Below are 24,716 nucleotides of genomic sequence, written 5' to 3'. Positions count from 1 at the left end.
TATCAATGTTTCAACAAAGGACGCAAAAGACTTTGACTTCTGTCCTTCGTCGCTAATTACAGCTAAGCTTTTATACGCCTTTTAAGTGGGCTTTATAACGCTCGGCTGACTATAGGAGAATGCGTTGGCTTTTCATGACTCTAGCCCTGAAAGAAGAAATTTATCGGTACTTTCGTTATCAATAATCATCTTTTATCTTGCAGAAGGTAGGCTTACAGACTCAATAGTCAGACTTCAGGTGGTTAATGTTAAGTTTGAGCGCCCAGAGGTTTTATGTTTCTTCTTGTGGGGAGTGTTGGTCTGGTTTTTATTTCGGTATTGGGTGATACATCAAGGGTCTTGGAAGAAAGAGTTCTATGAAGAACTTAATTTTGCTCCTAAGTTTGTGTACTATCGATACTTAACCAAAAAATTCGGTTTGGGTGATGACTTCACTAGGGCTTACTATTCAGATAGACACTACGTGAGAATCATTTCCATTTCTGGTTCAAAACCGCGCTTTACCCATATTAACAAGAGTGAAAATAACAACCAACTGCAAGAAAGCAAAGAGATTGATAGCTTTGCAGATAAATGCATCCTATTTGTTGTCGCTATTTGCCTGTTTTTTAAGAAACCTAGCTTGTCTGGCTATTTCGTTCCCTATTTATTGTTTTTGTGGGCGATAATACTGGGTGGATGGAGTGCGATATAACAAACGCCTTGCGAAAACCTCTGCTTCTCCGGCGTCAATAGCATCATGTATTAAGTAGTGGCTAGCAAAGGTATGTCTAAGAACGTAGCTGCACTGGACTTGTAAAGCGAAAAAGCCGCATAAAGTAGCGGCCTAAATGAAAAAAACTATTACTTTGTAACCTTTGGCCTTTTGATATAATAGTAAGCAATACAACAATTTAATATTATGCCAGACAATATCTCTAGGTTTGACAGTTCAATACTTCTTACAAAATCAGTAAGATAACTTAGTAAATGCATAAGCATTCCTCATTTTACATATAATCATATATGATTATAACTAAACGTTATTTGTAGAAGGCTTCACACATTGTTACTATTGCGCTGTCTAAACGTAGTGACATTCACCACTTACAAAGTGAATTCACTTTGTAACAATGTGAAATGCACTTCTACAAAATAAGCGTCGTACAGGCGCTTTTTTTGCGCTCAAAAATACAACACATCTATTTTAATCTCTTTTAAAATAACGTGTCAAATCGCCAAAAACCCTATTTTTAAGTTATCCACAGAATTACTAAAATAGTCCCGCATGTTTGTGAACACTAACTCCTTTAGCTTTAAATTTGGCCGATTGTAATAACAATTTGTAATAGGTTAGGGGTGTATTATGTAAGGTTTGAGTTCTAAAGAATTAATTCAGGAGTTACACCAAATTAAAATTTAGATGTTTGATGCAAATTGATAAAACAGAATATTGAGGATATTTTGACTTGGGCTTGCAGTGTATGACAAAAGCGATGTAGGAGCTAAACTAATCAACTCCCACTTTGAACTTTACGTTAATTTTTCCGGTTTATGATTGCTAAAATTTGCAATGGCTTCTTCAAATTTAAATCTATCGCTTATAGCTATCAAATATTGTCCCATTTCTTTTAGTTGTGTCCTGACGCTAACTAGGTTACGTAGATGTGTAATTTCATTTTGAAGAGAAAGGCTTTGTGCTTCGTGATAGCGATTCGACCTTTGCAAGACATCAATCTTATTAATATATTCAGCTTCATATCGTTTTCCACTAGGTGTCCACAAATAGCCGTCTCGGCATATTTTGAAATTAGACCAATTAGGGTGATTTGAAACTTTACCATCAATTCTAATTTCAAGCATTTTAACAGCTCTAGGACATGGAACATTTTTACTTAACCAGCGTTCAAGCGTTCTTTCTGATACAAGCAAAAATTCACAAATTGCTTTACGCTCTAGCTTGCCAAAATTCATAAATCCAGCTCTGAACAGTAGAGTTTTAAAATCTGTCATTTTCATTTCCTTACTTCCTTTGACTAACAGAGTTATTGAGGAAGTGAATTTTGATGAAATATTTAGATTGAAATCCATGTGTTAATCTAAAATTCAAATAATCATTTAAAATTAGATAACTTATGAAAACAGGGCTTAGGGTACTCATTTTGGTTGAACAAAAATTTGGCCGTATTTTTGCGAAACTTAACCGCCACATTGACGGGACTCATACCTTTTAACATAATATAAATTATAGGTTGTTATATTTATAGCCAAGCAATCCACCTCTTTAATGTCCAATACTAGACGGTATCGGATATTGGGCGTTGTTTCTCGTAGTTTTTTGTTGAGGTGTTTTTGATGTTAGCTTAGTATGTCTTGAGTTCAGTTTAGAAGTATCTTTCTTATGGAATTTTTAAAACCTCTCGAGCCAATTCTCATCATTGATGATGCTCCAGAAATCAGAGAGTTTCTTGGCGATATTTTATCAAATCTTGGTTATGAGCAAATCTACGAATCTGAAGATTTCAACTCAGCAAAACCACTTATCGCAGACAAACAACCAAACGTGATTTTCTTAGACATTGAATTGCCAGATACTGATGGCACCTCAATACTTGAATACATCAACGATAATTTTCCAAACATCCATGTGGTAATGTGCTCCGGTCATAATAGCTTGGAAAATGTTCAAAACACTTGGGAGCTTGGCGCTAAAGGATTTATTGCAAAACCATTCAACGCTAAAAAAGTTGATACCGTTATGAAGCGCCTTGAACTAATTTAATGAATCATAAAATTGAGTCGATCCTTAATGTTTTAAGTGACGTTATTTTAGATAAACCTTTCGAGCTTAAAATCGCGTTGTGCTGTCTTCTTAGCAAAGGCCATTTACTAATTGAAGACTTGCCCGGTATGGGAAAAACGACCTTAGCGCACGCATTAGCGAAAACGTTTAATTTGCAATATCAACGAATTCAATTCACAAACGACTTGCTACCGATGGACATTACTGGTGGCTCGGTTTTTAATTCAACAAACCATACGTTTGATTTTCATCCTGGTCCTATTTTCACGCAGCTATTACTTGCTGACGAATTAAATCGAGCTAGTCCAAAAACTCAAAGTGCATTGCTTGAAGCCATGGAAGAAAATCAGGTCACTGTTGATAAAAAGAGTTATCCATTGGATACCCCTTTTTTTGTTATCGCGACTCAAAACCCGCGAGAGCAATTTGGTACACATGATTTACCAGAGTCTCAATTAGATCGGTTTTTCATGCGTTTGAGTCTAGGGTTTCCTTCACTCGATGCCGAAAAACAACTTATATTAAATCCAAGTCAAAGAAGACAGGTACCAGAAGCCATCTCAAGCGCTGAAGAATTAGTCGAAATTCAAAAGGTAATAGAAAAAGTCAAAATATCCCCCGTCGTTGTCGACTATATTTTAAAACTCGTTTCAAAAACAAGGAACCACCCTACTTTACGTTCAGGACTCTCGCCGAGAGCCAGCATTTCGCTTGCTAATGCTGCGAAATCTTGGGCATTTATGGATAGCCGTGATTTTGTCACTCCTGACGATGTTCGACTTATAGCCCCATTTGTGTGTGCACACAGATTGGGAATGAGTAAATCCGAGTTCTCAACGGCCGTATTGGAACAAGTAGCGATTGGCGTGTAAATGTGGCGAAGAAAAATCGGTTAGAAAAGAGATTAATCAGTTGGCTGGGAAATAAGTACCGAAAAGAACGCGTTGATTTTCGCCATCACAATATATACATCTTGCCTTCAAACCTAGGTTGGTTGTTTTTATTCTTTTCAGCGCTAGTGTTTGTTCTAGGCGTGAATTACCAAAATAATTTACTGCTTTTTTCAAGTCACTTTTTCGCTTTGCTTCAATTACTTACGTTTTTCAAGACGTTTCAAAATATCAACTCATTGAGAGCAGAAATTCTAAATTGTGAACCCAGCTTTTCACCTAATTCGCCGCGTTTTCTAGTTCGTTTTACGATTAAAAACAAAACAATAAATCAATTAAAATTAAAATATGATAATCAAGAAGTCATGATTTCTTCGTTGTCTGAAGAAACGTCGCTCTGGCTTGAGACTCAATGGCATTTGCGTGGGCGCTATGAACTGCCGAGAATCACGCTAGAAACGAGTTTCCCCTTAGGACTCGTTCGCGCATGGTGTTACTGGCAACCTACTGGCTATTTATACATTTACCCAAATAATCACTACTGGATCGAGAATGAGATGATAGAACGTATGGTCTCTGATGATAGAGATTATCAAGGCCCTCAGCCAATGAAACCAGGTGAAAATCCTAGTCGTATTTCTTGGAAACATTTCGCAAAATCAGGTGAATTATTTATCAAACATTTTGCTCCTGTAAGCGATTCAATAAACGCTGAAGCGATATTGAGTTATCAAGATTTGTTTGGAACAAAAGAAGAAAAATTGGCGCAATTGAGTACCCTACTTTTTCCCTACTACGAATCTAAATTACCGATTAAAGTCAATTTACCAAATTTAGGACTGATGCATTGCACTGATAACAAAACTTATCACCAAGTGTGGGAGAAGATGAGTGAATTTTGAGAATAACAAAAGCAAACGGCTCGTTGTTTGTGTGTTATTTATTCAAGTTGCGCTCCTAATGAGTGAGTTGGGTAGCCTTAATGCCCTACTCATTATCCTATTGCTAAGTTGGGTAACCTTGTCTAATAGGCTGGTATCAAACGTTTTTATTAACGTGATTGCGTTGCTTAGCGTCGTTATTATTCTGCTCAGTTCGGGACTCGATAAAACACTCACTTTATTCGTGTTATTGTTGCTAACCGCGACTGGTCTTAAGCTTAAACAAGCAAATACACCCGTGCTACTTCAGCACACAATCGTGCTTGCATTCTTTTCTACAACATTAACGTTTCTTTTTAACCAAAGTCTTTGGTTTACGGTGGTCGTTGTCTTTCAATGGCTGTTGCTAATCGCAAGTCTAGCGCTCAGTAGTAATGTGAACATCAATGTTATATCGACGATAAAAACAAGTGCCCGCAGTTTACTTTTACTTTCGCCACTTGCGCTTCTTATGTTATTCCTATTTCCAAAATTGCCGTCATTTTGGAGCATGCCGAGTCAATCTGTAGCAAAAACAGGACTAAGCAGCGAGTTAGATCCTTTTAAAATTAGTGAACTGTCAAACAGCGATGAAGTCGTTTTTAGAGCTAAATGGGGTCAGGAAATTCCGAAAGATCCGCTTTACTGGCGAGCGATCATTCATGACAGATTCGATGGTAAAGTCTGGCTACAATCTAGGTGGCTTACTATTCCAACTAGACCTTTAGATAATTCGTCTAGTTCAATAACCTATTCGATAATTGCTGAAACAAGTTCTTCTCAATGGTTATATGGATTGAGTTGGAGTACGAGTCTCGCATTCATCCGTTCAATCAAACGGGTTCGGCACACTTTTTAAAGACAATTATGTCACAAAAAAATTCGAATATGATGTGATTTCAAAACGTGCCCCAACGTATAACCTTAGCGAAAGCCAAATTGCCTTTTATACTCGCTTGCCAATAAATAAAAATCCGAAAGCTATTGAACTCAGTCAACAACTTTCTAAGTTCGCTACGTCGACCAGCGACTACATCGATGCCTTAAAGCAGTTTTTTCAATCTCAGCAATTCAAATATACGCTTACACCACCATCTACCGAGGCCGACAATGCGATAGATAACTTTTTAGTAAATACAAAATTAGGATTTTGTGGTCACTATGCATCAAGTACCGCCTTTCTACTTCGAGCTTCGGGTATCCCTAGTCGCATTGTTTCAGGGTATTTAGGAGGGAAATTAAATCAAGAACAACGATACACAACAGTTAGACAGTTCGAAGCACACGCTTGGGTTGAGTATTACGATGGCAATCAATGGCAAACACTAGATCCTACAGGTTGGATTGCACCAGAGCGTTTAATGGAACTCATTACTTGAAGACAGCCAATTGCGCGCTCAATTAGTTTCTAGCCGCGGTTTCGATTTCCTTGGATTAAATCATCTTGACGCGCTCTATTGGCTTCGAGACCGATTCGACAGCCTCGACTACCAGTGGTCTCGCTGGGTTGTTACCTTTGATAGAGAGAATCAATCGTCTTTATTTAGCAGTATTCTTGGAAACAGCTGGTATATAAAAACAGGGGTTATAATGATGGGAACTATTTTTATAGCCTTTTTAGTGTACTTTACGATTGGTAGATTAAAGGCAAATAGAAACGAGTTCCAAACCCATACGACTTTGCCTGTCACTGCTTCGCGTTTCAAATCTTGAAGAACACAGCCCGATCAGTGCTTGTAATGTATTGAAACAAAGGTATCCTGAATACGCATCGGATTTAGACGAATTTTGTAAAGCATTTATGGAATACCGTTACAATGGAAAGCGCTTTCCTGTTCGGCGAATAGACGATGCCAAGCGTCTTATAAGTAATATAAAAATAAAAGAAAAGAGAAAAAAATGAACGCAGTAATAATTGGAGTCATTTTGATGCTCGGCCTATCGTTAGCCCGAGTAAACGTCATTGTCGCAATGACAGTCAGTGCATTAGTTGCAGGCCTTACGTCAGGTTTATCTTTATCAGACACACTCAACGCGTTTAATTCTGGGTTATCCGGTGGAGCAGAAATAGCCTTAAGCTATGCTATGTTAGGCGGCTTTGCGGTTGCTATTTCAAAGTCCGGTTTAACGAGAATACTCGCCAATAAACTGTTAGCAAAAGTGGATAAAGCAGATTCTGAATACACTCATCATCTCTCAATGGGCATCATGACGATTATCCTCGCGTGTTCCATTTCGTCTCAAAACCTTGTTCCTGTTCACATTGCGTTTATACCGATACTTATTCCACCACTGCTCTCAATTTTCACTCAACTGAAAATTGATAGACGTGCGATTGCGTGTATTTTGACGTTCGGCCTAGCTACATCCTATATGGTTTTGCCTTACGGATTTGGTGGTATCTATCTGTTTTCTATATTACATAAAAACATTGTCGATAACGGCCTAGAGATTGCTCAAAATGCAGTGCCATGGGCCATGGTTATTCCTGCACTTGGTATGGTAGTTGGGCTAATAATTGCGGTGTTTTTCACCTACAGAAAGCCTCGAATTTACGAACTCAAGGAAGCAAATCAAGCCAAAGCCGTTGTGGTTACAAACGAACGTAAGACGGTCATTATTGGTCTTCTAGCCATTATTGCTTCCCTTATTGCTCAGAATGTGAGTAATTCGATGATTTTAGGCGGACTAGTTGGTGTCATGGTTTTCAGCTTATTTGGTTTAGTAAAATGGGAAGAAAGCTCAGACGTCTTCACTAAAGGTGTCGCGATGATGGCAATGATCGGTTTCATTATGATTTCAGCTCAGGGATTCGCCTCCGTGATGAAAGAAACGGGTGAAGTAGCGAGTCTAGTCCAAACGTGTGCTGATATTGTGAGCTCAAATAAACCGTTGGCAGCTGCGTTAATTCTTCTGGTTGGATTGCTTATCACGATGGGTATTGGAAGTTCTTTTTCTACAGTGCCGATTATTGCTACATTATTTGTTCCTCTTTGTCTGCAAATTGGTTTCTCACCTATGGCCACTGTCGCACTTGTTGGCACGGCAGGTGCGCTAGGCGATGCAGGAAGCCCAGCTTCCGATTCGACACTCGGACCCACGTCAGGTTTGAACGCAGATGGTCAACACGATCATATTAACGATTCCGTTATTCCAACTTTTATTCATTTCAATATTCCGCTTGTAATTTTCGGATGGATTGCAGCGCTAGTGCTATAGTTAAAGTGACTAAAACGGTACGCCTCTAGAGAGTAGATTCATTTTCTTTCAGAGGTTTACCGTTTAAATAACTTCAACATAGATGAGATGCGCATGTCAAAGATATTGCTAGTAGACGACGATACCAATGTACTGAAGGCACTAACGCGAGCAATCTCCTCTTTTCATTATGAAATCATTTCTACCAAAGATCCTTTCGAAGCCGAAAGCCTATTATTGAAACACCATCCTGAAGTATTGATCACTGACTTTAGAATGCCTGGGCTAAATGGTTTTGAACTGATTGAACGGCTAAAGAAATATTCAAGCGATTTGGTTTGTATTGTGTTAAGTGGCCAAACGGACTTTGACGACCTAAAGAAACTCTTAAATTCTGACAATGTCGCGAGGTTTATTAGCAAACCTTGGAGTAATGCGGAGTTAATTAACGAAATAAATCTCGCTTTTCAAAACAGTAAAAAATTAAAAATTAAGAAAGAATTTATCCAAAACGGCGATACTCCGCTAGTTGAAGTGGATGAAGATGGTAATATTCTGGACTATAACTACTTCTTCAATCGACTCCTTGAAAAAAGCGCCAATAAACAAAACCTGCGTGATTATTTCGACCTTACTTTACAACCTGATACGGTTATAAGCGCTTCAACATTAACAAATTTGATAGTGAGTAAACTATCTAATAGCTCAATATATTGCATTGATGTGAAGCTGGCTACGGGCCGAACGTTTTTACTTAGTTTTACACCTGTCATTACGAAAGGCTCAATTACGCAAAATTTTTCATCGAGTAAAACTAAATTTATCAAAGACGTCAAACGCACCGATAAATCAATTATGATTTGCATAAAAATCAGGGATTTATTAGTTAAAAATGTCATCTGTAATAACCAGGTTTATTCTGAAACGTTAAAAAAAATTGTCGGCGTTCAACTGTCTAAAGAACTCAAAGAATTTCATATGCTTGAAATAAGTTATGACCAAGGCGTATTTTGGTTATCGAGCGTTGAAAATGAGATTGAAGTCCATTCCTATCTAGATGAAATCATAATAAAAATTAGAGAGTATTTTGATTCTACCAACGTACAAGTTGATTTTGCGGTTTCCTATGTGGCGGTATCACTTGAATCAAATCTCGCTGAATTACTGAATAATCTACTACTTTTCAATCAATACGTATCCGATTCTAAGACTAAGTTCTATATGAAATACTCTGATGAGTATTTAGTTGAAAAACTAACAGAACATCGTGTCTCTGATGCGTTGTATAGCGCAATTGAAAATGATGAGCTGTATTTAAGATTCCAGCCCAAGTTGAATTTGAGTGATCATACTATTTCGTCTTGTGAAGTTTTGCTCCGCTGGGAAAGTAAAAAAACCGGGCCGAATTCACCTGACTATTTTATTCCTTTAGCAGAAAAAGATGGTCAAATTAATAAGATTGGGTATTGGGTGCTTGAAAAAGCCTGTCAAACTCTCAGAAACTGGCTCACTGAGGGCATTGAAATTAAAAAAGTGGCTATAAATATTTCGCCTATCCAACTAACAGACATTTCTTTTATCGATAATTTAATCGACATCGTAAGACGGTATGATTTGGATAACCGTTTCATCGAGTTGGAAATTACCGAAAACTATTTAATCGCAAATTTGGATGAAGCGTATCAATTGCTTAAGCGTTTAAAAAGTCTTGGGTTTACTATTTCAATTGACGATTTTGGCAAAGGCTACTCTTCTCTCGGATACATTGCAAAATTACCAATTGATGTCATTAAACTCGATAAATCTTTAATAGATCAGATAGATACATCTAGCACAAGTTTAAATCTCGTTGCTAACATCATAAACCTTGTCCATGATCTAAATTTTAAGGTCGTTGCAGAAGGTGTTGAAAAGGCTGAGCAACTTGAATTACTCGAAAACATGGGTTGCGATGAAGTTCAAGGTTACTTGATTGGCCGACCCGTGCTTTGCGATGAATTAACACACTATATTTTTACTTTACCTAAGTAAACTACGCTAAATTACATGGAATTGTGTAGCAAAAAGTTTCAATTAACGGGGAGTAGTTACTATAGTTTTATAGTAAGCCCGAAATTTGAGGTGTGACGTATGACTCTTGAAACCAATGCAGCAATATACAGCCACTACTCTATTGTCCTTGTAGACGATGAAATACCAATATTGAAAACACTGGAAAGAGCCTTGCGACAATTTGGCTTTAACATCACCTGCTTTTCAATCCCATCTGAAGCACTGGACTATATCGGGAATCATGACGTTCATTTAGTCATATCTGATTTTCGAATGCCTCTTATGAACGGCAATAACCTCTTAAAAAACGTACGCGACATTTCACCAAATACGGTCGGGTTGATCCTCAGTGGCTATACCGATGCTGAAATGCTAGTAGAGATGATAAATCTTGGTGTTGCGTTTAAGTTTTTACACAAACCCTGGAAAAATGACGAGCTTTACGATGTTATTGACGTAGCATTAAATGAATATGAAAAGCGCCACAATGAATCCACTGTCACACAACTCTACATTTCTGAACATTCCGTTGTGATTGAGATAAACGACTCACTTGACGTTACCAAGTCGAATCTTCACTTATCCGATAGTAAACTCATTTTTGATGTTCTTTTATCTGTTGATAGAGGGAAAGAATTAATACATTCGTTGTTGGAACACCCTAATGAGCCATTAACGTTAATAGCCCCTATATTTGGCCTTGTAACGCTAAAACGGCAAGCACGCGTCAAAGATAAACATGTCATCGAAATTGAAGGTTTTTCTTCTGTTGTTATACAAGACAATCAATCATTTTTTAATGCGCTTTCAGAGTTAACAATCTTCTTAAGGAAATGGGAAGAGTTTTACGTCTTCACGACCGATTTACTTGATAGAGCGCAACTACAACGCTTGAAATCTGAACTGCGAAATCTATACAAAAATGTCGTCTGTATTCGAGACCCTCATAAAAAAGAAGTTTGTGTCTGGGTGCCGACAGATAAATTTCACGATCCAAATCGTATAAAAGTAGAAATCGAAATTATTCTCGAGAGCATTACGTATGCCGCGGTTGAAGGTACTTTTGAACCGCATGTGGATTTCGATTGCGTTAAAAAAGAAACTTTTGCAGTATTTTGACCCAGAGAGATAAGCCATCAGATGCTATTTCTGATGACTTGCTTTCAAGAAATGGATTTAAAAACCCTTGATCATTTTGTCACATACCACAGGTGTAGGACGGTGGTTATCGTCAACGGCAACAAAGGTAAATGAACCTGAAATCGCTAAATGCTTATCGTCTTTGTGCATTCTTTCCAGATAAATATTTACGTCTACTTTTAAACTCGTATTGCCTACGTAGACAACTTCCGCGACCAATTCAGCAAACGTACCCGCAGGGATTGCTTCTTTAAAATCAACTCTATCCGATGAAATCGTAACGAGTGGCTTTCGACAAAAGCGCGTTGCCGCAATGAATGCGACTTCGTCCATCCAAGCAAGTGCGTCTCCACCAAACAACGTATTGTGGTGGTTTGTACGGCTTGGAAAAACAGTTTTTGTTACGTAAGTAACGGAATCTTTGATTCTTTTTTCAATAATTTGCTCAGCGCTTAACGTCATTTTTTGCTTCTTTAACTGCTAAAGTTTCTTTCATTACAAGAGCGGGATCTAGTCGCTCGTTAAACCAGTTTAGTCGCCAATCTAAGTGTGGACCAGTTACTCGGCCTGTTGCTCCGATATCGGCAAAATGTTTACCCGTGGTGACGTCATCCCCTACGTGCACGTGCAATTTGCTCAAATGCAGGTAAGTTGAAGTAACACCAAAACCATGATCAATAATTACGGTACCGCCGCTGTAATACAGGTCCGGCTCAGCTAAAACAACAGTACCTGATGCTGGTGCATAAACGTGTGTGCCGGTTTTATTTGCGATATCTAGGCCGTAATGCGGATTCTTGGGCACCCCGTTAAACACTCGTTGGCTTCCATATACACCAGATATGCGACCTTCAGCGGGCTTATAAAACGGGTCTAAGAAAAAACGCTTCTCGCTAAATCCAGAACGAGCCTCTGTAACTCTCTTTGAGTCATTCCGGATCCGCTCCAAGACAGCTTCAGGTGGTGAAACGTATTTTTTTTCCACACCATTTACCCTGTCAATTTTGAATTCGCGTTGTGCAACTTTAATTACTTTGCTGAAAGAATGCCCTTTTCGGTCAGTCCATTTAAGTTCTGCGGTTGGTGCAGCGTCACGAGCAAACCCAAAGACGAAATAGCCGTCTTTGGTGTGTTTCAGTGGCTTTCCATTCAATGAAACGTTTGTCAGATCACCAACGTGGCCAATTACTAGCCCGCCTTGCGTAAGATTCCCTTTTAGTTCTATCTCTTGCGCTTGAATTGAAAAACCAGTCAGTGCACAAGCTAAATAAACTGCATTAAGCCAACGAAATCGCACCTTTACCAACTCCTTCATAGGCTTTCACTTTCACTTTTTTATCCGGGTACTCTTTCTTTACTTCTTTGGCGAGATAGTCTGCGATACATTCGACAGTTGAATCACAAGGTAAAATATCACAACGTTCTTTCGCAATCGCAAGTTCGAAATAGCCTTGAGTTGATTCATAGGCAAAGCAATAGTCTTCTGGTTTTGCTACAACGTACTTAAGTGACTCCGCCGAAACTTGGTCTTCTTCACTACCTAAGTAGATATCTTGCCATTTATCTGCGCGTTCTTTTTGTAAACGTGGCATTGATATGCCATCAAGTTCGATTTCAATTAGCGAACGGTGACCATGTACAATGCGCTGACAGTTTCCATCGTGCTTTTTTAAACCATGGCTGTAGTGATAATAGAAGCTACGGCTATGTTCAGGTCTTAACGTGAATTCGATGTCTTTCACATTACTAGGTAAAGCAGGAAGGATTATTGATTTTAAGAACGCGATGGTGCTCTGGATATCAACGCTGTCGCCTGTTACAAAACACGCTGATGATTTTGGCGCATTCATCGCAAAATGATGGCCGTTAAATTCATATTCTACTTCTACGCGGTCGTTTGACAGTTCATAGCGACCGTTTAATCCTGTCGGTATTGCCAATTTGTGATCAATCGAATCGTCTATGATGCGTTTAATTTGTTTTTTTACTAACCCAAAGTCTAACACCATTGATTCTTCATTCAGATTACCATGTAACACGACATCAACGATCCAGCTTTCGCCGACAGGGCCTCGTTGATTACAAAGATAAGAAAAATCAATGACAGTTAAATCGTTTACAAAAAGTATCATAAACAGCCTATAGAGTAGTAAGTTGAAGGTTAGATTATAAAGAAATTCATTAGAAAAATCGCGAATAATTCTTAATCTGATTATTTGTTGTTGAATTTATAGACTACTCTAACTGTTCAGAGTTGTTTAGCGTACAAGTGTAAGCTAAAGTAGCAGCAATTTCTAAGCGAAGAACAAGAGATATGGAACCTAAAAACAGCTATTCAAAAGAAGAACTTATCCAATGTGGTAACGGTGAAATGTTTGGTGAAGGCAACTGCCGCCTGCCAAGCGACAACATGCTTATGATGGATCGTATCGTTGAAATCAACGACAACGGTGGTGAATTTGGTAAAGGCCAAATTATTGCGGAATTAGATATTAATCCTGATCTTTGGTTTTTTGCATGCCATTTTAAAGGTGACCCTGTAATGCCTGGTTGTCTCGGTTTGGATGCGATGTGGCAGTTGGTTGGTTTCTTCTTAGGTTGGTCTGGTGGTCCAGGTCTCGGCCGTGCGTTAGGTGTAGGCGAAGTTAAGTTTACCGGCCAAATTCTACCGACATCAAAGAAAGTAACTTACCGTATCGATATGAAACGTGTTATCAAGCGTAAACTATTTATGGGCATGGCTGACGGTACGGTTGAAGTTGATGGACGTGTTATCTATGAAGCGAAAGATTTAAAAGTAGGTCTTTTCCAAGATACTAGCGCGTTTTAATCGATGATTGTCGCTAAGTGAAAACAAAAATCCGCCATTAGGTGGATTTTTGTTTTTCATCTTATGATTTTCTAGGCAGCAAATAGAGTTCCTCAAGTCATGCTACTTGAAAATGCTTAAAGAATGTAAATACAGTCTAGAAACAAAGATGTCCCGAAATTTCGGAGCTTTTTGTTTAATCCTTATCTAAACTCACGTTTTGAAAATGTTTCGACTATCAATTGCTTCACGCCAACCACCCAGCCACTCGGAGCGGGCCTCAATTTGTTGGTATGGGCAAAGTTCCTTAGACCGCCCTTGTAACCCAGCTTTAAAACCTTGTGAAAATGCTCTTTCTAAACGGTCTCTTTTCTGTCTCTTCATAGGTAAATTCCTCACCTTTGTTCTGTTCGAGGCCTTCAAACTGGAAGGCACTATTACAATTAAGATTTCTACCCTACTTCAAGCTAATACACGCTTCACTTGTTGTTTTTGAGCGTGGCTCAAGTAGTTGGATTGAATTGCAATGAAATTGGAAAGGGTTACATTCATTGCTTTTAATTGAACAAAAACGAGAGTTGTATTTAGTGCAAGTTGTAGCACTTATACATACAGATACTCACGTACCACAGTGCGGATTTGGCCAAACCTCACCTTCAATAAACCACAACCTAGCCGAGGTTGCAACGTTAAAAAACGATAAAATTTGGTGTGACATTCACAATTAAATTGAAAAAGCGGCAATATAGAAAAATTGAGGAATTTATGCAAAAGCTGTAACTTTTCGATCTGATTTTTGCATAATGATGTTTAAAAAAACATTCATATATCTGTAATGATAAAGCAATAAAAAAAGCCGCCTAGTGGCGGCTACTTACGAAATAAAAATATTATTTTGATAACACTTCAAGCCCGTTCATGTAAGGTCGAAGTACCGTAGGTACGATAACTGAACCGTCTGCCTGCTGGTAGTTTTCTAAAATAGCAACAAGTGTACGGCCCACAGCGAGTCCCGAACCATTCAATGTGTGAAGTAATTCTGGTTTCTTTTCGCTTTGACGACGGAAGCGTGCTTGCATACGTCGAGCTTGGAAATCCCACATGTTAGAACACGATGAAATTTCACGGTAGGTGTTTTGTGCTGGTAACCAAACTTCTAAATCGTATGTTTTAGTTGCGCCAAAACCCATGTCTCCAGTACACAAAACGACTTTACGGTATGGAAGCTCTAAGGCTTGAAGAATTTGCTCAGCGTGACCTGTAAGCTCTTCAAGTGCAGCCATTGAATCTTCAGGTTTAACCAACTGCACAAGTTCTACTTTGTCAAATTGATGTTGACGAATTAGGCCACGTGTATCTCGTCCATAACTACCCGCTTCGCTACGGAAACACGGTGTGTGAGCCGTTAATTTAAGTGGTAGCTCTTGCTCGTTAAAAATTACGTCTCGCGCTGTATTTGTTAATGGCACTTCCGCGGTTGGGATCAAGCTAAAACCGTCTTCATCTTCAGATAACGCTTTTGTGTGGAATAGGTCTTCTGCAAACTTTGGTAACTGACCTGTTCCAAATAAGCTGTCTTTATTCACAAGGTATGGAACATACATTTCCGTGTAACCATTTTCCTGTGTGTGTGTATCAAGCATAAATTGAACAAGCGCACGGTGCATACGTGCAACACCTGCACGCATAACTGAAAAACGAGCACCACTTAGTTTCACGCCTGTCTCGAAATCAAGTCCTTTATTTAGGCCTTCACCGATATCAACGTGATCTTTCACTTCAAAGTCAAACTGGCGTGGTTCGCCCCATTTTAACACTTCGACGTTTTCACTTTCGTCTTTACCTACTGGTACATCATCAGCAGGCAAGTTTGGTAACGTCGCAGAAATATCTTCAAGTTGCTTAAGAATTTTATCTTGCTCAGTCTTAGCCGCATCAAGTTCATCACCTAAGTGTGCTACTGCGTCCAATAATGGTTGAACATCTTCACCTTTTGCTTTGGCTTGACCTATCGCTTTGGAGCGGGAGTTTCTCTCACTTTGCAATTCTTGCGTGCGTGTTTGTAGTGCTTTGCGCTTTTCTTCTAGTTCGTTAATTGCAACTACATCAAGTTCAAAACCGCGTTTAGCCAATTTTTCTTGTGCTTCAGCAATGTCTTGTCTTAAAAATCTTGAATCTAACATGTGTTATTTCTTTAACCTTTTTGCACTATGAGAGTCAGCCCTAACCACGCAACAGTGATGCAAACACTGACATTTAATACGATGTTTAGCGCCATTTTAAAAAACTGTCCCTGCTGAAGCAGCAACAGTGAGTCCATTGAGAACGTCGAAAAAGTCGTCAACGCTCCTAAAAATCCGATTCCTATTAGCGTTTTCGTTGGGCTTACGGAAACGACTTGTTTCTCGAGCAATCCAACGAGTATTCCCATTAGAAACGAACCAAGAATATTAACCAGCAACGTGCCAAAAGGGAATCCCTTACCAAGCAGTTTAATCGTAATTTCACTAATAAAATAACGAAGGCAGGCTCCAGATGCCCCACCAACCGCTATCGTTAAATACGTTTGAAGCATTTTTAATATCTCTTTTTATCGCTTTTCGTGTTTAATTCATCCAAATAGCGCAACTTTTCAGCGATTTGTTTTTCCAGACCTCGATCACTGGGCTGGTAATACTTTCTATCTTGCAAATTTTCTGGAAAGTAACATTCACCTGCTGCAAACGCTCCGGCTTCATCATGTGCATACCGATATTCCGCACCATGTCCTAACTCAGCTAAGAGTTTTGTCGGCGCATTACGCAGGTGTATAGGGACTTCAACCATCTTATCGTTAAGTGCGTCTTGCTTCGCTTGATTAAATGCCATGTAGACCGCGTTGCTCTTAGGCGCAGAGGCAAGATATAACGTCGCTTGCGCTATTGCTCGCTCACCTTCAGATGGACCTACTCGATGATAGATATCCCACGCATTTAGCGCTACTTGCATTGCTCTTGGGTCTGCATTACCTATATCTTCTGTCGCAATAGCAAGTAACCGTCTCGCGACATAAAGAGGATCGCCCCCGCCTGCCAAAATACGACAATACCAATACAAAGCGGCGTCGGGACTGCTTCCTCGAACCGATTTGTGAAAAGCAGAAATTAAATCATAATAAATATCGCCAGACTTATCGTATTTAGCGCCATGGTGGCCAAGCAGTTCTTTGATATGTTCAAAGGTGATATGCATAGCGCCATTTATTTCAGGTGTTACATCTACTGCTTGTTCAAGCAAATTAAGTGCTTTACGAGCATCTCCTTCTGAACAATCAACGATAGTCTCCAAAACCGCTTGTCCGAGCGAAATCTGTTTTTGAGACAGGATCGCATCATAAAGAATTGCGTTGGTAACAACTTGCTTTAATTCATCGTGGTTGAGTGCTTTAAGCGTGTATACGCGAGCACGTGAAAGGATAGCATTGTTAAGTGCAAATGATGGGTTCTCTGTAGTCGCACCGATAAACAAAAACGTACCGTCTTCAATGTGTGGTAAAAAAGCGTCTTGTTGCGCTTTATTGAATCGATGAACTTCATCGACAAATAACAACGTTCTGGAACCTGATACAGCTAAATTATTCTTAGCTTCAATTACGGCATCTCGGATTTCCTTAACGCCAGCCGTTACCGCAGACAATTTTACGATTTTTGCTTTGACCGTACTGGCAATAAGTTCTGCAAGCGACGTTTTACCAATACCCGGTGGTCCCCAAAGAATGAGTGAATGACATTGCCCTTTGAGCAAACTTTGATAAAGCGGCGTCCCCCTGCCAATGATATGCGATTGACCGATATAGGTATCTAAAGACATTGGCCGCATGCGTGCTGCAAGCGGCCTGACATCGGGGGCAAAATCAAATCCGAAATTGTTATTCACTACGAGTTTGGTCGTCTACGAAGACGCCTTCCGGGATCGTAAAATTAAAATTTGATTGAGGTATCGTCAGGTTCGTTTTGATTTCAGAGAAAGCATAAGTAGAGCGTTGTCCAGAAACATCTGTTAAAACGACCGACTTTAGGATCCCTGTGTCATCGAATGCGACAACGAGTCTTTCAACTTGGCTATCGCCTTGCATTATAGGTGTGATCACATAAGTGCTTGTCTCTTTTGTCACATCATAGCGCAACCAACTCTCACTTTGCGTGGATGTCAGTAAAACAAATGGCGTTTGTTCAACTAATTTAGCTGAATCCATAACCGTTACTTGTTCTGCAAAACTATCAAAATAAAATCCCTGTTTACCGTTGGAGACAAATAATGTCTCATCGAGATTCTTGTTGTTCCCAACGCATCTTTAACGGAGATTCGAGGAGCAATTTTCCTTTACCTTCCATGACACGCGTACCCTGCTCATCTTCAACCGTTTGCACAAACTGTGCTGAGTAGGTTTTCATTTCACTCAGTTTTGCTTTCAAACTAGCCACATCTTCCGGCTTAGCTTGTACTTGAACCGCTCCGAAGAGAGAAACAATTGATAACGCTAAAACTAACTTTTTCATTAATTTGCTCCACCTCGAGGTACTAATACATCGCGTGAACCGTTATGACCTGGTGCACTGACAATACCCGACGTTTCCATTTGTTCAACTAGGCGAGCGGCTCGGTTATATCCAACTCGTAATTTCCGCTGAACACTCGATACGCTTACTTTGCCTGTTTCAATGACAAAAGATACTGCTTCATCGTAAAGAGGATCTGATTCTCCATCACCTTCTTCAGAAGACGCTTCACCTGGCAATAACATATCTTCTGTCGTGTCGCCGTTTAGAATTTCATCAATATAATTTGGCTTTCCACGGGCTTTCCAATCGCTCACAACCGCGTGAACTTCATGATCATCGACAAACGCCCCATGCACACGAATTGGCACACTAGTACCTGGTGGTAAATAGAGCATGTCACCCATACCTAGGAGGTTTTCTGCACCTTGCTGATCCAAAATGGTCCGTGAATCGATTTTACTTGATACTTGGAATGCCATCCGAGTCGGTATGTTGGCTTTAATTAAACCCGTTATTACATCAACGGAAGGTCTTTGCGTTGCTAAGACTAAGTGAATACCCGCGGCACGTGCTTTTTGAGCAATACGTGCAATGAGTTCTTCGACCTTCTTACCGACAATCATCATCATGTCGGCGAATTCATCTATAACAACGACAATACTCGGCATTTTATCAAGTTCAGATGGGCCATCTGCCATTCCATCGGTGTCTTTAAACAGCGGGTCCATAATCGGGTAACCCGCTTCTTTTGCGTCTAAAATCTTCTGGTTATAGCCTTTTAAATTACGTACGCCCAATGCGGACATGAGCTTGTAGCGACGTTCCATTTCGCCTACACACCAGCGAAGTGCGTTTGCCGCTTCTTTCATGTCGGTAACTACTTCACACAATAAGTGCGGAATACCCTCATAAACAGAAAGTTCCAGCATTTTCGGATCAATCATGATCATGCGGACATCTTCAGGTGGTGATTTGTAGAGTAAGCTTAAGATCATGACATTAACGCCAACTGACTTACCCGAACCGGTTGTACCAGCAACAAGTAAGTGGGGCATTTTTGCGAGATCTGCGACGACCGGTTCACCCGCGATGTCTTTTCCAAGCACCATGGTAAGGGGTGATGGATTTTGCTCAAATTTCGGCGCATTAATGACTTCAGATAGACGTACAATCTCACGATGCTTATTTGGAAGTTCTAGACCAACATATGTTTTGCCAGGAATAACCTCTACTACACGCACACTCACCGCAGATAAAGAGCGAGCTAGGTCTTTAGACAAACTCGTGATCTTCGCCACTTTAATGCCGGGTGCCAAGTCAAGTTCAAATCGTGTTACTACAGGGCCTGGAAAAACATCAACGACTTTCGCTTGAATGTTGAAATCAAGTAACTTTTCTTCCACCAGGCGAGACACAGCCTCTAGTTCTTCAGGACTAATTGGGTTTTTCTGCTTGTCCGGTCTATCCAACAAATCTAATGATGGCAGAGGACCAGCTGGAGGCTCTGCATTCATGAGCGCTTCAAATTGCTCTTTAGCTGTTGGTGGCGGTTGATAGCCAGTTGACTTAGGTGCAGGTGTTTGTACGGGTTCTGTTGCTGGTTTAAGTGGCCTAGCTGGCGACACAACAACGGTTTCCGCGACTTTAGGGTGCATATGTGCGGTTTCGTCTAACTGGTTTAATGCAGCGACAGTGTCAATGTCATCATCTTCTATGGCGCTGAACGAAAGTTCTTGTTCAAGTGCAGCATCTAAATCATCAAATACGGATGGAGCGATGGAAGTTGATTGATTTACGATAGGCTCAACTTTAGGTTCAATTTTTGGTGCTGCCGCCTTTTTCGCAAACAGCCTGTCTTTTAGTTTTACCGGTTCAGTAGTCTCAGCCGATTGCATTTCAAGATTTTCTTCAATCGCGCTTTCTTCCTGCTCCGTTGAAATGGCAACAGGTGCAGAAATCGTTGACGTAGCAATCTCATCACGCTGTTCAAATTTTTTCGAAGCCCAATTAAAGCTGCGCACTACTTGTTCACCTAAATAATCAACGAATTGTACCCAGGAAACACCTGTCATCAAAGTTAGGCCAGCAAAAAAGAAACACAGCAGCAAAATAGACGTACCAGTAAAATTAAACGCTGGCATCATCGCTTGTGCGATCACATCTCCTACTACCCCACCTGATGAAAAATTGAATATATCGTCAAAATTGATACTACTAATAGCGCTTGATGATGTAACGAAAAGTGACATTCCAATTACGCGTAATCCAAGCGTTACGTAATCAAGTTGCAGAATTTTATGCGGCTTTTTAAAAAGCAAATAACCAAACATCTGGATGGCTGCTGGAATTAAAAACGCAAGCCAGCCAAATGAGACCAACAAAATGTCAGCAATCCACGCACCGGCGGCACCAGTTACATTATTTACTTTTACAAATTCGCCTGTTTGTGACCAAGCAGGATCTGCTGGGTCAAAACTGATCAAAGCAGCAAGGATGAAAAGCGCTGCAGCAGTGCTGAAAATAAGACCAGTTTCTAAGAGGCGTTGTACACCATTTAAACGCATACCTGCGTATTCCTCTATTTATTGTTATATCAATGGACATCCTGCTTACAATAGCAAAATTTGTTAAGGTGTATAAGGTTTAATTACCTCTCCCTCTTCACCTTTTACTTCTTCCATTACGACATAAGTACGACTTTCACTCACATTCGGAAGCTTTAAGAGGATTTCACCAAGAACACCTCGATATTCAGACATATCAGCTACTCGTGTTTTTAGTAAAAAGTCGAAATTGCCAGAGACCAAATGACACTCTGATATTTCATCATGCTTTTTAACAGCCTGACTAAACCTATCAAAAACATCAGGTGAATTTTTATTTACGGTGATTTCAACATAGACCAGAAGCCCTTGCCCCAATTTAGCAGGATCCACTACTGCTTTATAACCACGAATATAGCCTTCGCGCTCTAATTTTTTAACTCTTTCTAAACAGGGAGTTGCACTTAAACCTATGCGTTTCGCGAGTTCCACATTCGAAATACGCCCATCTTTTTGTAATTCGACTAAAATCTTTCTATCTATTCTGTCTAATTGCTGTGCCATGGTAATAGTCAAATATTCTAAAACTGAATTTATATCAGTTTATATGACTACCATGAAAACCACAAACAGTAGGACACACTAGTTACTGATAGATATAATAGTGAAATATTTCATCCCGTTCTGATTTAGAGGCGATTTATTATGATTATCGGTGTACCAAAAGAGATTAAAAACCATGAGTACCGTGTAGGTATGGTTCCAGCGAGTGTTCGTGAGTTAATCAACCATGGCCACCAAGTTTTCGTTGAGCACAATGCGGGTATCGGCATTGGTTTTACAGACGAAGACTATGTTGCAGCTGGTGCAGAGGTACTAACTACAGCGCAAGAAATTTTTGCTAAAGCTGAAATGATTGTAAAAGTAAAAGAGCCACAAGCGGTTGAGCGTGCAATGCTACGCGAAGATCAAATTCTGTTTACTTACCTTCACCTTGCTCCAGATCTTCCACAAACTGAAGACCTAATCAAAAGCAAAGCTATCTGTATTGCATATGAAACAGTGACTGATACTCGTGGCGGTTTACCACTTTTGGCGCCAATGTCTGAAGTTGCAGGTCGTATGTCTATCCAAGCTGGCGCACAAGCTCTGGAAAAATCACGCGAAGGCCGTGGTATGTTACTAGGTGGTGTACCAGGTGTAGAACCAGCTAAAGTTGTTATCATCGGTGGTGGTATGGTTGGTCGTAACGCGGCTCAAATGGCGGTTGGCTTAGGTGCTGACGTTGTTATTCTTGACCGTAGCATCGACGTACTTCGCTCGCTTAACGCACAGTTCGGCAGCCAAGCAAAAGTAATTTACTCAACTGCAGACGCGCTTGAGAAACACGTTCTTGAAGCTGATCTTGTTATTGGTGGCGTATTAGTGCCGGGTGCAGCAGCGCCTAAACTTGTAACAGCAGAACACATCAAGAAAATGAAGCCAGGTGCTGCTATTGTAGACGTTGCTATCGACCAAGGTGGCTGTATCGCAACTTCAAAAGCAACAACACACGCTGAGCCAACGTACATTGTTGATGACGTTGTTCACTACTGTGTTGCAAACATGCCTGGTGCAGTACCACGTACTTCTACGTTTGCGCTAAACAATGCAACACTTCCTTACATCGTTAAACTTGCGAACAAGGGTTATAAACAAGCACTTCTTGATGACCAAAACTTCATGAACGGCTTAAACGTAATCAAAGGCCAAGTAACGTGTAAAGAAGTTGCTGAAGGCTTCGGTATGGAATTCGTAGACCCGCGTACAGCGCTTCAAAACGCGTAATTCCACCTCTTACATAATTGAAACCCAAGCATATGCTTGGGTTTTTTATTTCTGGAGATTGCGAACGTTCTACACTCGGGCAAGCCAATCATTCTGTAACTCAGACCGAACTCTTTGTTGCCTCGGAATTTAGAATATCTTTCGGATTTCTAGGGTAATAGGATTCTTTTTGTTTTTCACATAGGCTAAATTCACGCGTATTTTTGTACGGTAACTTCATAAACCCAGCCACTCCAACATCCTCAATGCTCATCGCATATTGCATGATCCTATCTAGCAACGTTTTAAACTGGAGTTCTTTTGATGCGTCCAACAAACGGTAGTAATGGTGTATTTTTAGACGATTTTCTAACGATTCAAAAATGATGCAACCTGTATGGTGTATTTGGTTTAGCTCAAATACACATTGGATAATTTGTTTGGGCAATTGCAACTGCTCGTCTGGATCTTTGCCATCTTCAAAATAGGAATGCGGGCGCGTGACTTCGGAAGCCTTTAAATCAACCACATCAAAAGCAAGAGAAGGGAGTTTATCAAAAATAAACGCGCCTGTTGCGTCTCGTTCAAGTTGGATTGTCTGCCTTGCATCAAATAAACAACACTTAAACAAACCTTTTTGAGAGATGCCTTGCGCTAACATAACGGTTGCGTTTACAGCATCGGTAAAAGCTCGGCTTAAACGGTCATCGTGGAGAATTAAACTAGATTCCACGAACAACTGTTCTTCTTTCCAATGAAAACTAAGCCCGCCAACAACGGGATATTTAGCAAGTCGGCTTATCGACGCCAAGAACGCTTTTTCAGTATCACCTGTATCAAACAAAAACTCTTTGTAATAACGATCTAATTGAGCATCGTTGACGTCGCGAAGCTGTTGATTTTGATCTGCGCGTCTTAAAAACTGTTTACGCGAACTATAGACTACTGTGTCTGGTTTTTCGTTTTTGTCAGATAACCAAAATGGAATATTCGCTTTTCGTTTTAACTCTGGCAGCTCGGGCAAAAATGCCTTTGCTATCGTTGGCATATTACGGATAAAGTAATCGCCCGCTTTATCTCGCGTTAACTTATCTTTAGAAAGCATGCCATCAATGACCGCTGCAAACTCTTTGGGTAATCCTAAACTCGATGCAGGGATAACTTGCGCACCAAAACGGCAAGATTGGGCGCTTGCAAGCGCATATAATGTCGATGCGACGCCTTGTTCATCAAATCTAGGGGACGATTTTGCCCCAGACATTTGTTCATCCCCAATAAAATAAACGTCGCCCATTCGCGCATTAGTTTGACTTATGTCGCTGGACATTAAATCCATAATATTGCTTGCAACTGGCTGTCCGTACGCGTCTTGCTGTGCGTAGACCGAACTCCCCCAATCCACCAGTGAAAATGATTCTGACAGGCTATCCCAAACGATATTTGAAGGTTTTATATCCCCATGCACGATTGGTTGCGGTGACATGCCATTTTTATGTTCTCTTAAATCAACGAGCACGTTTCTTAGCTTTAACCCAAGAGCAACCACTTCGTGTGCTTTAAAACGCCCTCGTTTAAGCGAAATTTTCTCAAGATCTTCGCCTTTAGCCCTTGCCATCATCAAAATACCTTGCTTTTTGATGCGTTCAAAACCATAGAATTTTGGAACCATGGGATTGTGTATTTGAGAAAGCATAAATGCTTCATCTTCGAGGCGATCGCGAACGCTTTGCGCAAGTGTGATTCGAGAGAATTTAAATACCCAGTGGTTACCATCCGCAGCCACGCCCGCGAATACAAAGCCAAATGCACCCGACCCAACTAGTTCAACGTCTTTGTAACCCAACATACCGAGTTGTTTCTTACAAATATTGAGCCATTGTCGGTGTTTTTTAGCATCATGATGTGAGAGCAAGTAAATTGATTGCTCTTCATTGATGTAAAAATTACGAATTGATTTGGTTGTCACTGTTATCACTTATAACGAAACATCCATTAATTCTAACAGGAACATACCGCCTACGCACATTAGAAAAAT

23 protein-coding genes and 1 pseudogene are annotated in these 24,716 nt (G+C 40.1%); 11 read left to right on the top strand and 13 right to left on the bottom strand.

The features are described from left to right. The first annotated feature begins 124 nt into the window (after positions 1-124). A complete protein-coding gene (locus J5O05_RS01425; protein WP_208843288.1) occupies positions 125-694 on the top strand; it encodes a hypothetical protein in 570 nt (189 codons plus the stop codon). Positions 695-1,512: 818 nt separating this feature from the next. Here the strand turns inward: J5O05_RS01425 and J5O05_RS01420 are convergent. Further along, on the bottom strand, positions 1,513-1,992 hold the full coding sequence (locus tag J5O05_RS01420; RefSeq protein ID WP_208843287.1) for a hypothetical protein: 480 nt from the start codon (positions 1,990-1,992) through the stop codon (positions 1,513-1,515). A 388-nt stretch (positions 1,993-2,380) separates the two neighbouring features. On the opposite strand from J5O05_RS01420, the gene J5O05_RS01415 reads away from it, so the two are divergent. From J5O05_RS01415 to J5O05_RS01380, 8 genes are all read left to right on the top strand, one after another. Further along, a complete protein-coding gene (locus J5O05_RS01415) occupies positions 2,381-2,761 on the top strand; it encodes a response regulator (protein ID WP_208843286.1) in 381 nt (126 codons plus the stop codon). Then, the gene (locus tag J5O05_RS01410) at positions 2,761-3,654 is read left to right on the top strand and encodes an AAA family ATPase (RefSeq protein ID WP_208843285.1); all 894 of its coding nucleotides are present in this window, start codon (positions 2,761-2,763) and stop codon (positions 3,652-3,654) included. The genes J5O05_RS01415 and J5O05_RS01410 overlap by 1 nt, the downstream gene beginning before the upstream one ends. A gap of 383 nt (positions 3,655-4,037) precedes the next feature. Continuing rightward, entirely contained in the window at positions 4,038-4,574 is a 537-nt protein-coding gene (locus J5O05_RS01405) for a DUF58 domain-containing protein (protein ID WP_208843284.1), read from the top strand. Beyond that, entirely contained in the window at positions 4,564-5,451 is an 888-nt protein-coding gene (locus tag J5O05_RS01400; protein ID WP_208843283.1) for a TgpA N-terminal domain-containing protein, read from the top strand. The genes J5O05_RS01405 and J5O05_RS01400 overlap by 11 nt, the downstream gene beginning before the upstream one ends. A 34-nt stretch (positions 5,452-5,485) precedes the next feature. Continuing rightward, entirely contained in the window at positions 5,486-5,971 is a 486-nt protein-coding gene (locus J5O05_RS01395; RefSeq protein WP_208843282.1) for a transglutaminase-like domain-containing protein, read from the top strand. A gap of 520 nt (positions 5,972-6,491) precedes the next feature. Beyond that, on the top strand, positions 6,492-7,811 hold the full coding sequence (locus J5O05_RS01390; protein WP_208843281.1) for a Na+/H+ antiporter family protein: 1,320 nt from the start codon (positions 6,492-6,494) through the stop codon (positions 7,809-7,811). A gap of 93 nt (positions 7,812-7,904) precedes the next feature. Continuing rightward, entirely contained in the window at positions 7,905-9,821 is a 1,917-nt protein-coding gene (locus J5O05_RS01385; RefSeq protein ID WP_208843280.1) for a GGDEF/EAL domain-containing response regulator, read from the top strand. Between the two features lie 99 nt (positions 9,822-9,920). After that, positions 9,921-10,961, top strand: coding sequence for a response regulator (locus J5O05_RS01380; protein ID WP_208843279.1), 1,041 nt, complete (start codon positions 9,921-9,923; stop codon positions 10,959-10,961). A gap of 57 nt (positions 10,962-11,018) precedes the next feature. Here J5O05_RS01380 and J5O05_RS01375 read toward each other — a convergent pair whose 3' ends face one another. From J5O05_RS01375 to J5O05_RS01365, 3 genes are read right to left on the bottom strand one after another with little or no spacing between them, the layout of a single operon-like run. Next, positions 11,019-11,444, bottom strand: a complete 426-nt coding sequence (locus tag J5O05_RS01375) for an acyl-CoA thioesterase (protein ID WP_208843278.1) — start codon at positions 11,442-11,444, stop codon at positions 11,019-11,021. After that, positions 11,428-12,279 (bottom strand): M23 family metallopeptidase, encoded by an 852-nt coding sequence (locus tag J5O05_RS01370; RefSeq protein WP_425281509.1) that lies wholly within the window; start codon positions 12,277-12,279, stop codon positions 11,428-11,430. Before J5O05_RS01370 ends, J5O05_RS01375 begins: the two co-directional genes overlap by 17 nt. After that, positions 12,260-13,114 carry a 6-carboxytetrahydropterin synthase gene (locus J5O05_RS01365; RefSeq protein WP_208843276.1) on the bottom strand — a complete coding sequence of 285 codons (855 nt, stop codon included), beginning with the start codon at positions 13,112-13,114 and terminating at the stop codon, positions 12,260-12,262. The genes J5O05_RS01370 and J5O05_RS01365 overlap by 20 nt, the downstream gene beginning before the upstream one ends. A 182-nt stretch (positions 13,115-13,296) precedes the next feature. Here J5O05_RS01365 and fabA point away from each other — a divergent pair, with 182 nt between their 5' ends. Continuing rightward, the gene (gene fabA / locus J5O05_RS01360) at positions 13,297-13,812 is read left to right on the top strand and encodes a 3-hydroxyacyl-[acyl-carrier-protein] dehydratase FabA (protein WP_208843275.1); all 516 of its coding nucleotides are present in this window, start codon (positions 13,297-13,299) and stop codon (positions 13,810-13,812) included. A 192-nt stretch (positions 13,813-14,004) separates the two neighbouring features. Here the strand turns inward: fabA and rmf are convergent, their stop codons facing one another. The 8 genes and pseudogenes from rmf to lrp all read right to left on the bottom strand — a co-directional run bounded on the left by rmf (position 14,005) and on the right by lrp (position 21,439). Beyond that, positions 14,005-14,175, bottom strand: coding sequence for a ribosome modulation factor (gene rmf, locus J5O05_RS01355; RefSeq protein WP_208843274.1), 171 nt, complete (start codon positions 14,173-14,175; stop codon positions 14,005-14,007). Between the two features lie 506 nt (positions 14,176-14,681). Continuing rightward, positions 14,682-15,974 carry a serine--tRNA ligase gene (gene serS / locus J5O05_RS01350; protein WP_208843273.1) on the bottom strand — a complete coding sequence of 431 codons (1,293 nt, stop codon included), beginning with the start codon at positions 15,972-15,974 and terminating at the stop codon, positions 14,682-14,684. Positions 15,975-15,985: 11 nt separating this feature from the next. Further along, complete coding sequence (gene crcB, locus J5O05_RS01345) at positions 15,986-16,366, bottom strand: fluoride efflux transporter CrcB (RefSeq protein WP_208843272.1); 381 nt, start codon at positions 16,364-16,366, stop codon at positions 15,986-15,988. A gap of 2 nt (positions 16,367-16,368) precedes the next feature. Then, a complete protein-coding gene (locus J5O05_RS01340; protein ID WP_208844439.1) occupies positions 16,369-17,649 on the bottom strand; it encodes a replication-associated recombination protein A in 1,281 nt (426 codons plus the stop codon). A 49-nt stretch (positions 17,650-17,698) separates the two neighbouring features. Then, positions 17,699-18,037 (bottom strand): annotated as a pseudogene (locus J5O05_RS01335) (outer-membrane lipoprotein carrier protein LolA); the annotation flags it as partial. 55 nt (positions 18,038-18,092) lie between these two features. Further along, positions 18,093-18,329, bottom strand: a complete 237-nt coding sequence (locus tag J5O05_RS22295; RefSeq protein ID WP_208843271.1) for a LolA family protein — start codon at positions 18,327-18,329, stop codon at positions 18,093-18,095. After that, positions 18,329-20,896 (bottom strand): DNA translocase FtsK, encoded by a 2,568-nt coding sequence (locus J5O05_RS01325; protein WP_208843270.1) that lies wholly within the window; start codon positions 20,894-20,896, stop codon positions 18,329-18,331. The genes J5O05_RS22295 and J5O05_RS01325 overlap by 1 nt, the downstream gene beginning before the upstream one ends. Before the next feature lie 63 nt (positions 20,897-20,959). After that, a complete protein-coding gene (gene lrp, locus J5O05_RS01320) occupies positions 20,960-21,439 on the bottom strand; it encodes a leucine-responsive transcriptional regulator Lrp (RefSeq protein ID WP_208843269.1) in 480 nt (159 codons plus the stop codon). A 141-nt stretch (positions 21,440-21,580) separates the two neighbouring features. On the opposite strand from lrp, the gene ald reads away from it, so the two are divergent. Beyond that, positions 21,581-22,702: an alanine dehydrogenase gene (gene ald, locus J5O05_RS01315; protein ID WP_208843268.1), complete on the top strand. Its 1,122-nt coding sequence runs from the start codon at positions 21,581-21,583 to the stop codon at positions 22,700-22,702. A gap of 100 nt (positions 22,703-22,802) precedes the next feature. On the opposite strand, the gene J5O05_RS01310 is transcribed toward ald, so the two are convergent. Then, positions 22,803-24,647: a protein kinase domain-containing protein gene (locus J5O05_RS01310; RefSeq protein WP_208843267.1), complete on the bottom strand. Its 1,845-nt coding sequence runs from the start codon at positions 24,645-24,647 to the stop codon at positions 22,803-22,805. Positions 24,648-24,716 lie beyond the last annotated feature (69 nt).

The organism is Pseudoalteromonas xiamenensis (assembly GCF_017638925.1).
Taxonomy (GTDB): domain Bacteria; phylum Pseudomonadota; class Gammaproteobacteria; order Enterobacterales; family Alteromonadaceae; genus Pseudoalteromonas; species Pseudoalteromonas xiamenensis.
Note: the sequence above shows the minus strand (reverse complement) of the source record. Positions and strands in the feature narration are given on the sequence as shown.

Coding starts and splice junctions, on each gene's coding strand:
- rmf (WP_208843274.1), bottom strand. CDS start 14,175: ATGAAGAGACAGAAAAGAGACCGTTTAGAAAGAGCATTTTCACAAGGT.
- J5O05_RS01410 (WP_208843285.1), top strand. CDS start 2,761: ATGAATCATAAAATTGAGTCGATCCTTAATGTTTTAAGTGACGTTATT.
- J5O05_RS22295 (WP_208843271.1), bottom strand. CDS start 18,329: ATGAAAAAGTTAGTTTTAGCGTTATCAATTGTTTCTCTCTTCGGAGCG.
- J5O05_RS01415 (WP_208843286.1), top strand. CDS start 2,381: ATGGAATTTTTAAAACCTCTCGAGCCAATTCTCATCATTGATGATGCT.
- J5O05_RS01385 (WP_208843280.1), top strand. CDS start 7,905: ATGTCAAAGATATTGCTAGTAGACGACGATACCAATGTACTGAAGGCA.
- J5O05_RS01340 (WP_208844439.1), bottom strand. CDS start 17,649: ATGCGGCCAATGTCTTTAGATACCTATATCGGTCAATCGCATATCATT.
- lrp (WP_208843269.1), bottom strand. CDS start 21,439: ATGGCACAGCAATTAGACAGAATAGATAGAAAGATTTTAGTCGAATTA.
- crcB (WP_208843272.1), bottom strand. CDS start 16,366: ATGCTTCAAACGTATTTAACGATAGCGGTTGGTGGGGCATCTGGAGCC.
- J5O05_RS01375 (WP_208843278.1), bottom strand. CDS start 11,444: ATGACGTTAAGCGCTGAGCAAATTATTGAAAAAAGAATCAAAGATTCC.
- fabA (WP_208843275.1), top strand. CDS start 13,297: ATGGAACCTAAAAACAGCTATTCAAAAGAAGAACTTATCCAATGTGGT.
- J5O05_RS01365 (WP_208843276.1), bottom strand. CDS start 13,114: ATGATACTTTTTGTAAACGATTTAACTGTCATTGATTTTTCTTATCTT.
- serS (WP_208843273.1), bottom strand. CDS start 15,974: ATGTTAGATTCAAGATTTTTAAGACAAGACATTGCTGAAGCACAAGAA.
- J5O05_RS01380 (WP_208843279.1), top strand. CDS start 9,921: ATGACTCTTGAAACCAATGCAGCAATATACAGCCACTACTCTATTGTC.
- J5O05_RS01390 (WP_208843281.1), top strand. CDS start 6,492: ATGAACGCAGTAATAATTGGAGTCATTTTGATGCTCGGCCTATCGTTA.
- ald (WP_208843268.1), top strand. CDS start 21,581: ATGATTATCGGTGTACCAAAAGAGATTAAAAACCATGAGTACCGTGTA.
- J5O05_RS01325 (WP_208843270.1), bottom strand. CDS start 20,896: ATGCGTTTAAATGGTGTACAACGCCTCTTAGAAACTGGTCTTATTTTC.
- J5O05_RS01405 (WP_208843284.1), top strand. CDS start 4,038: ATGATTTCTTCGTTGTCTGAAGAAACGTCGCTCTGGCTTGAGACTCAA.
- J5O05_RS01420 (WP_208843287.1), bottom strand. CDS start 1,992: ATGACAGATTTTAAAACTCTACTGTTCAGAGCTGGATTTATGAATTTT.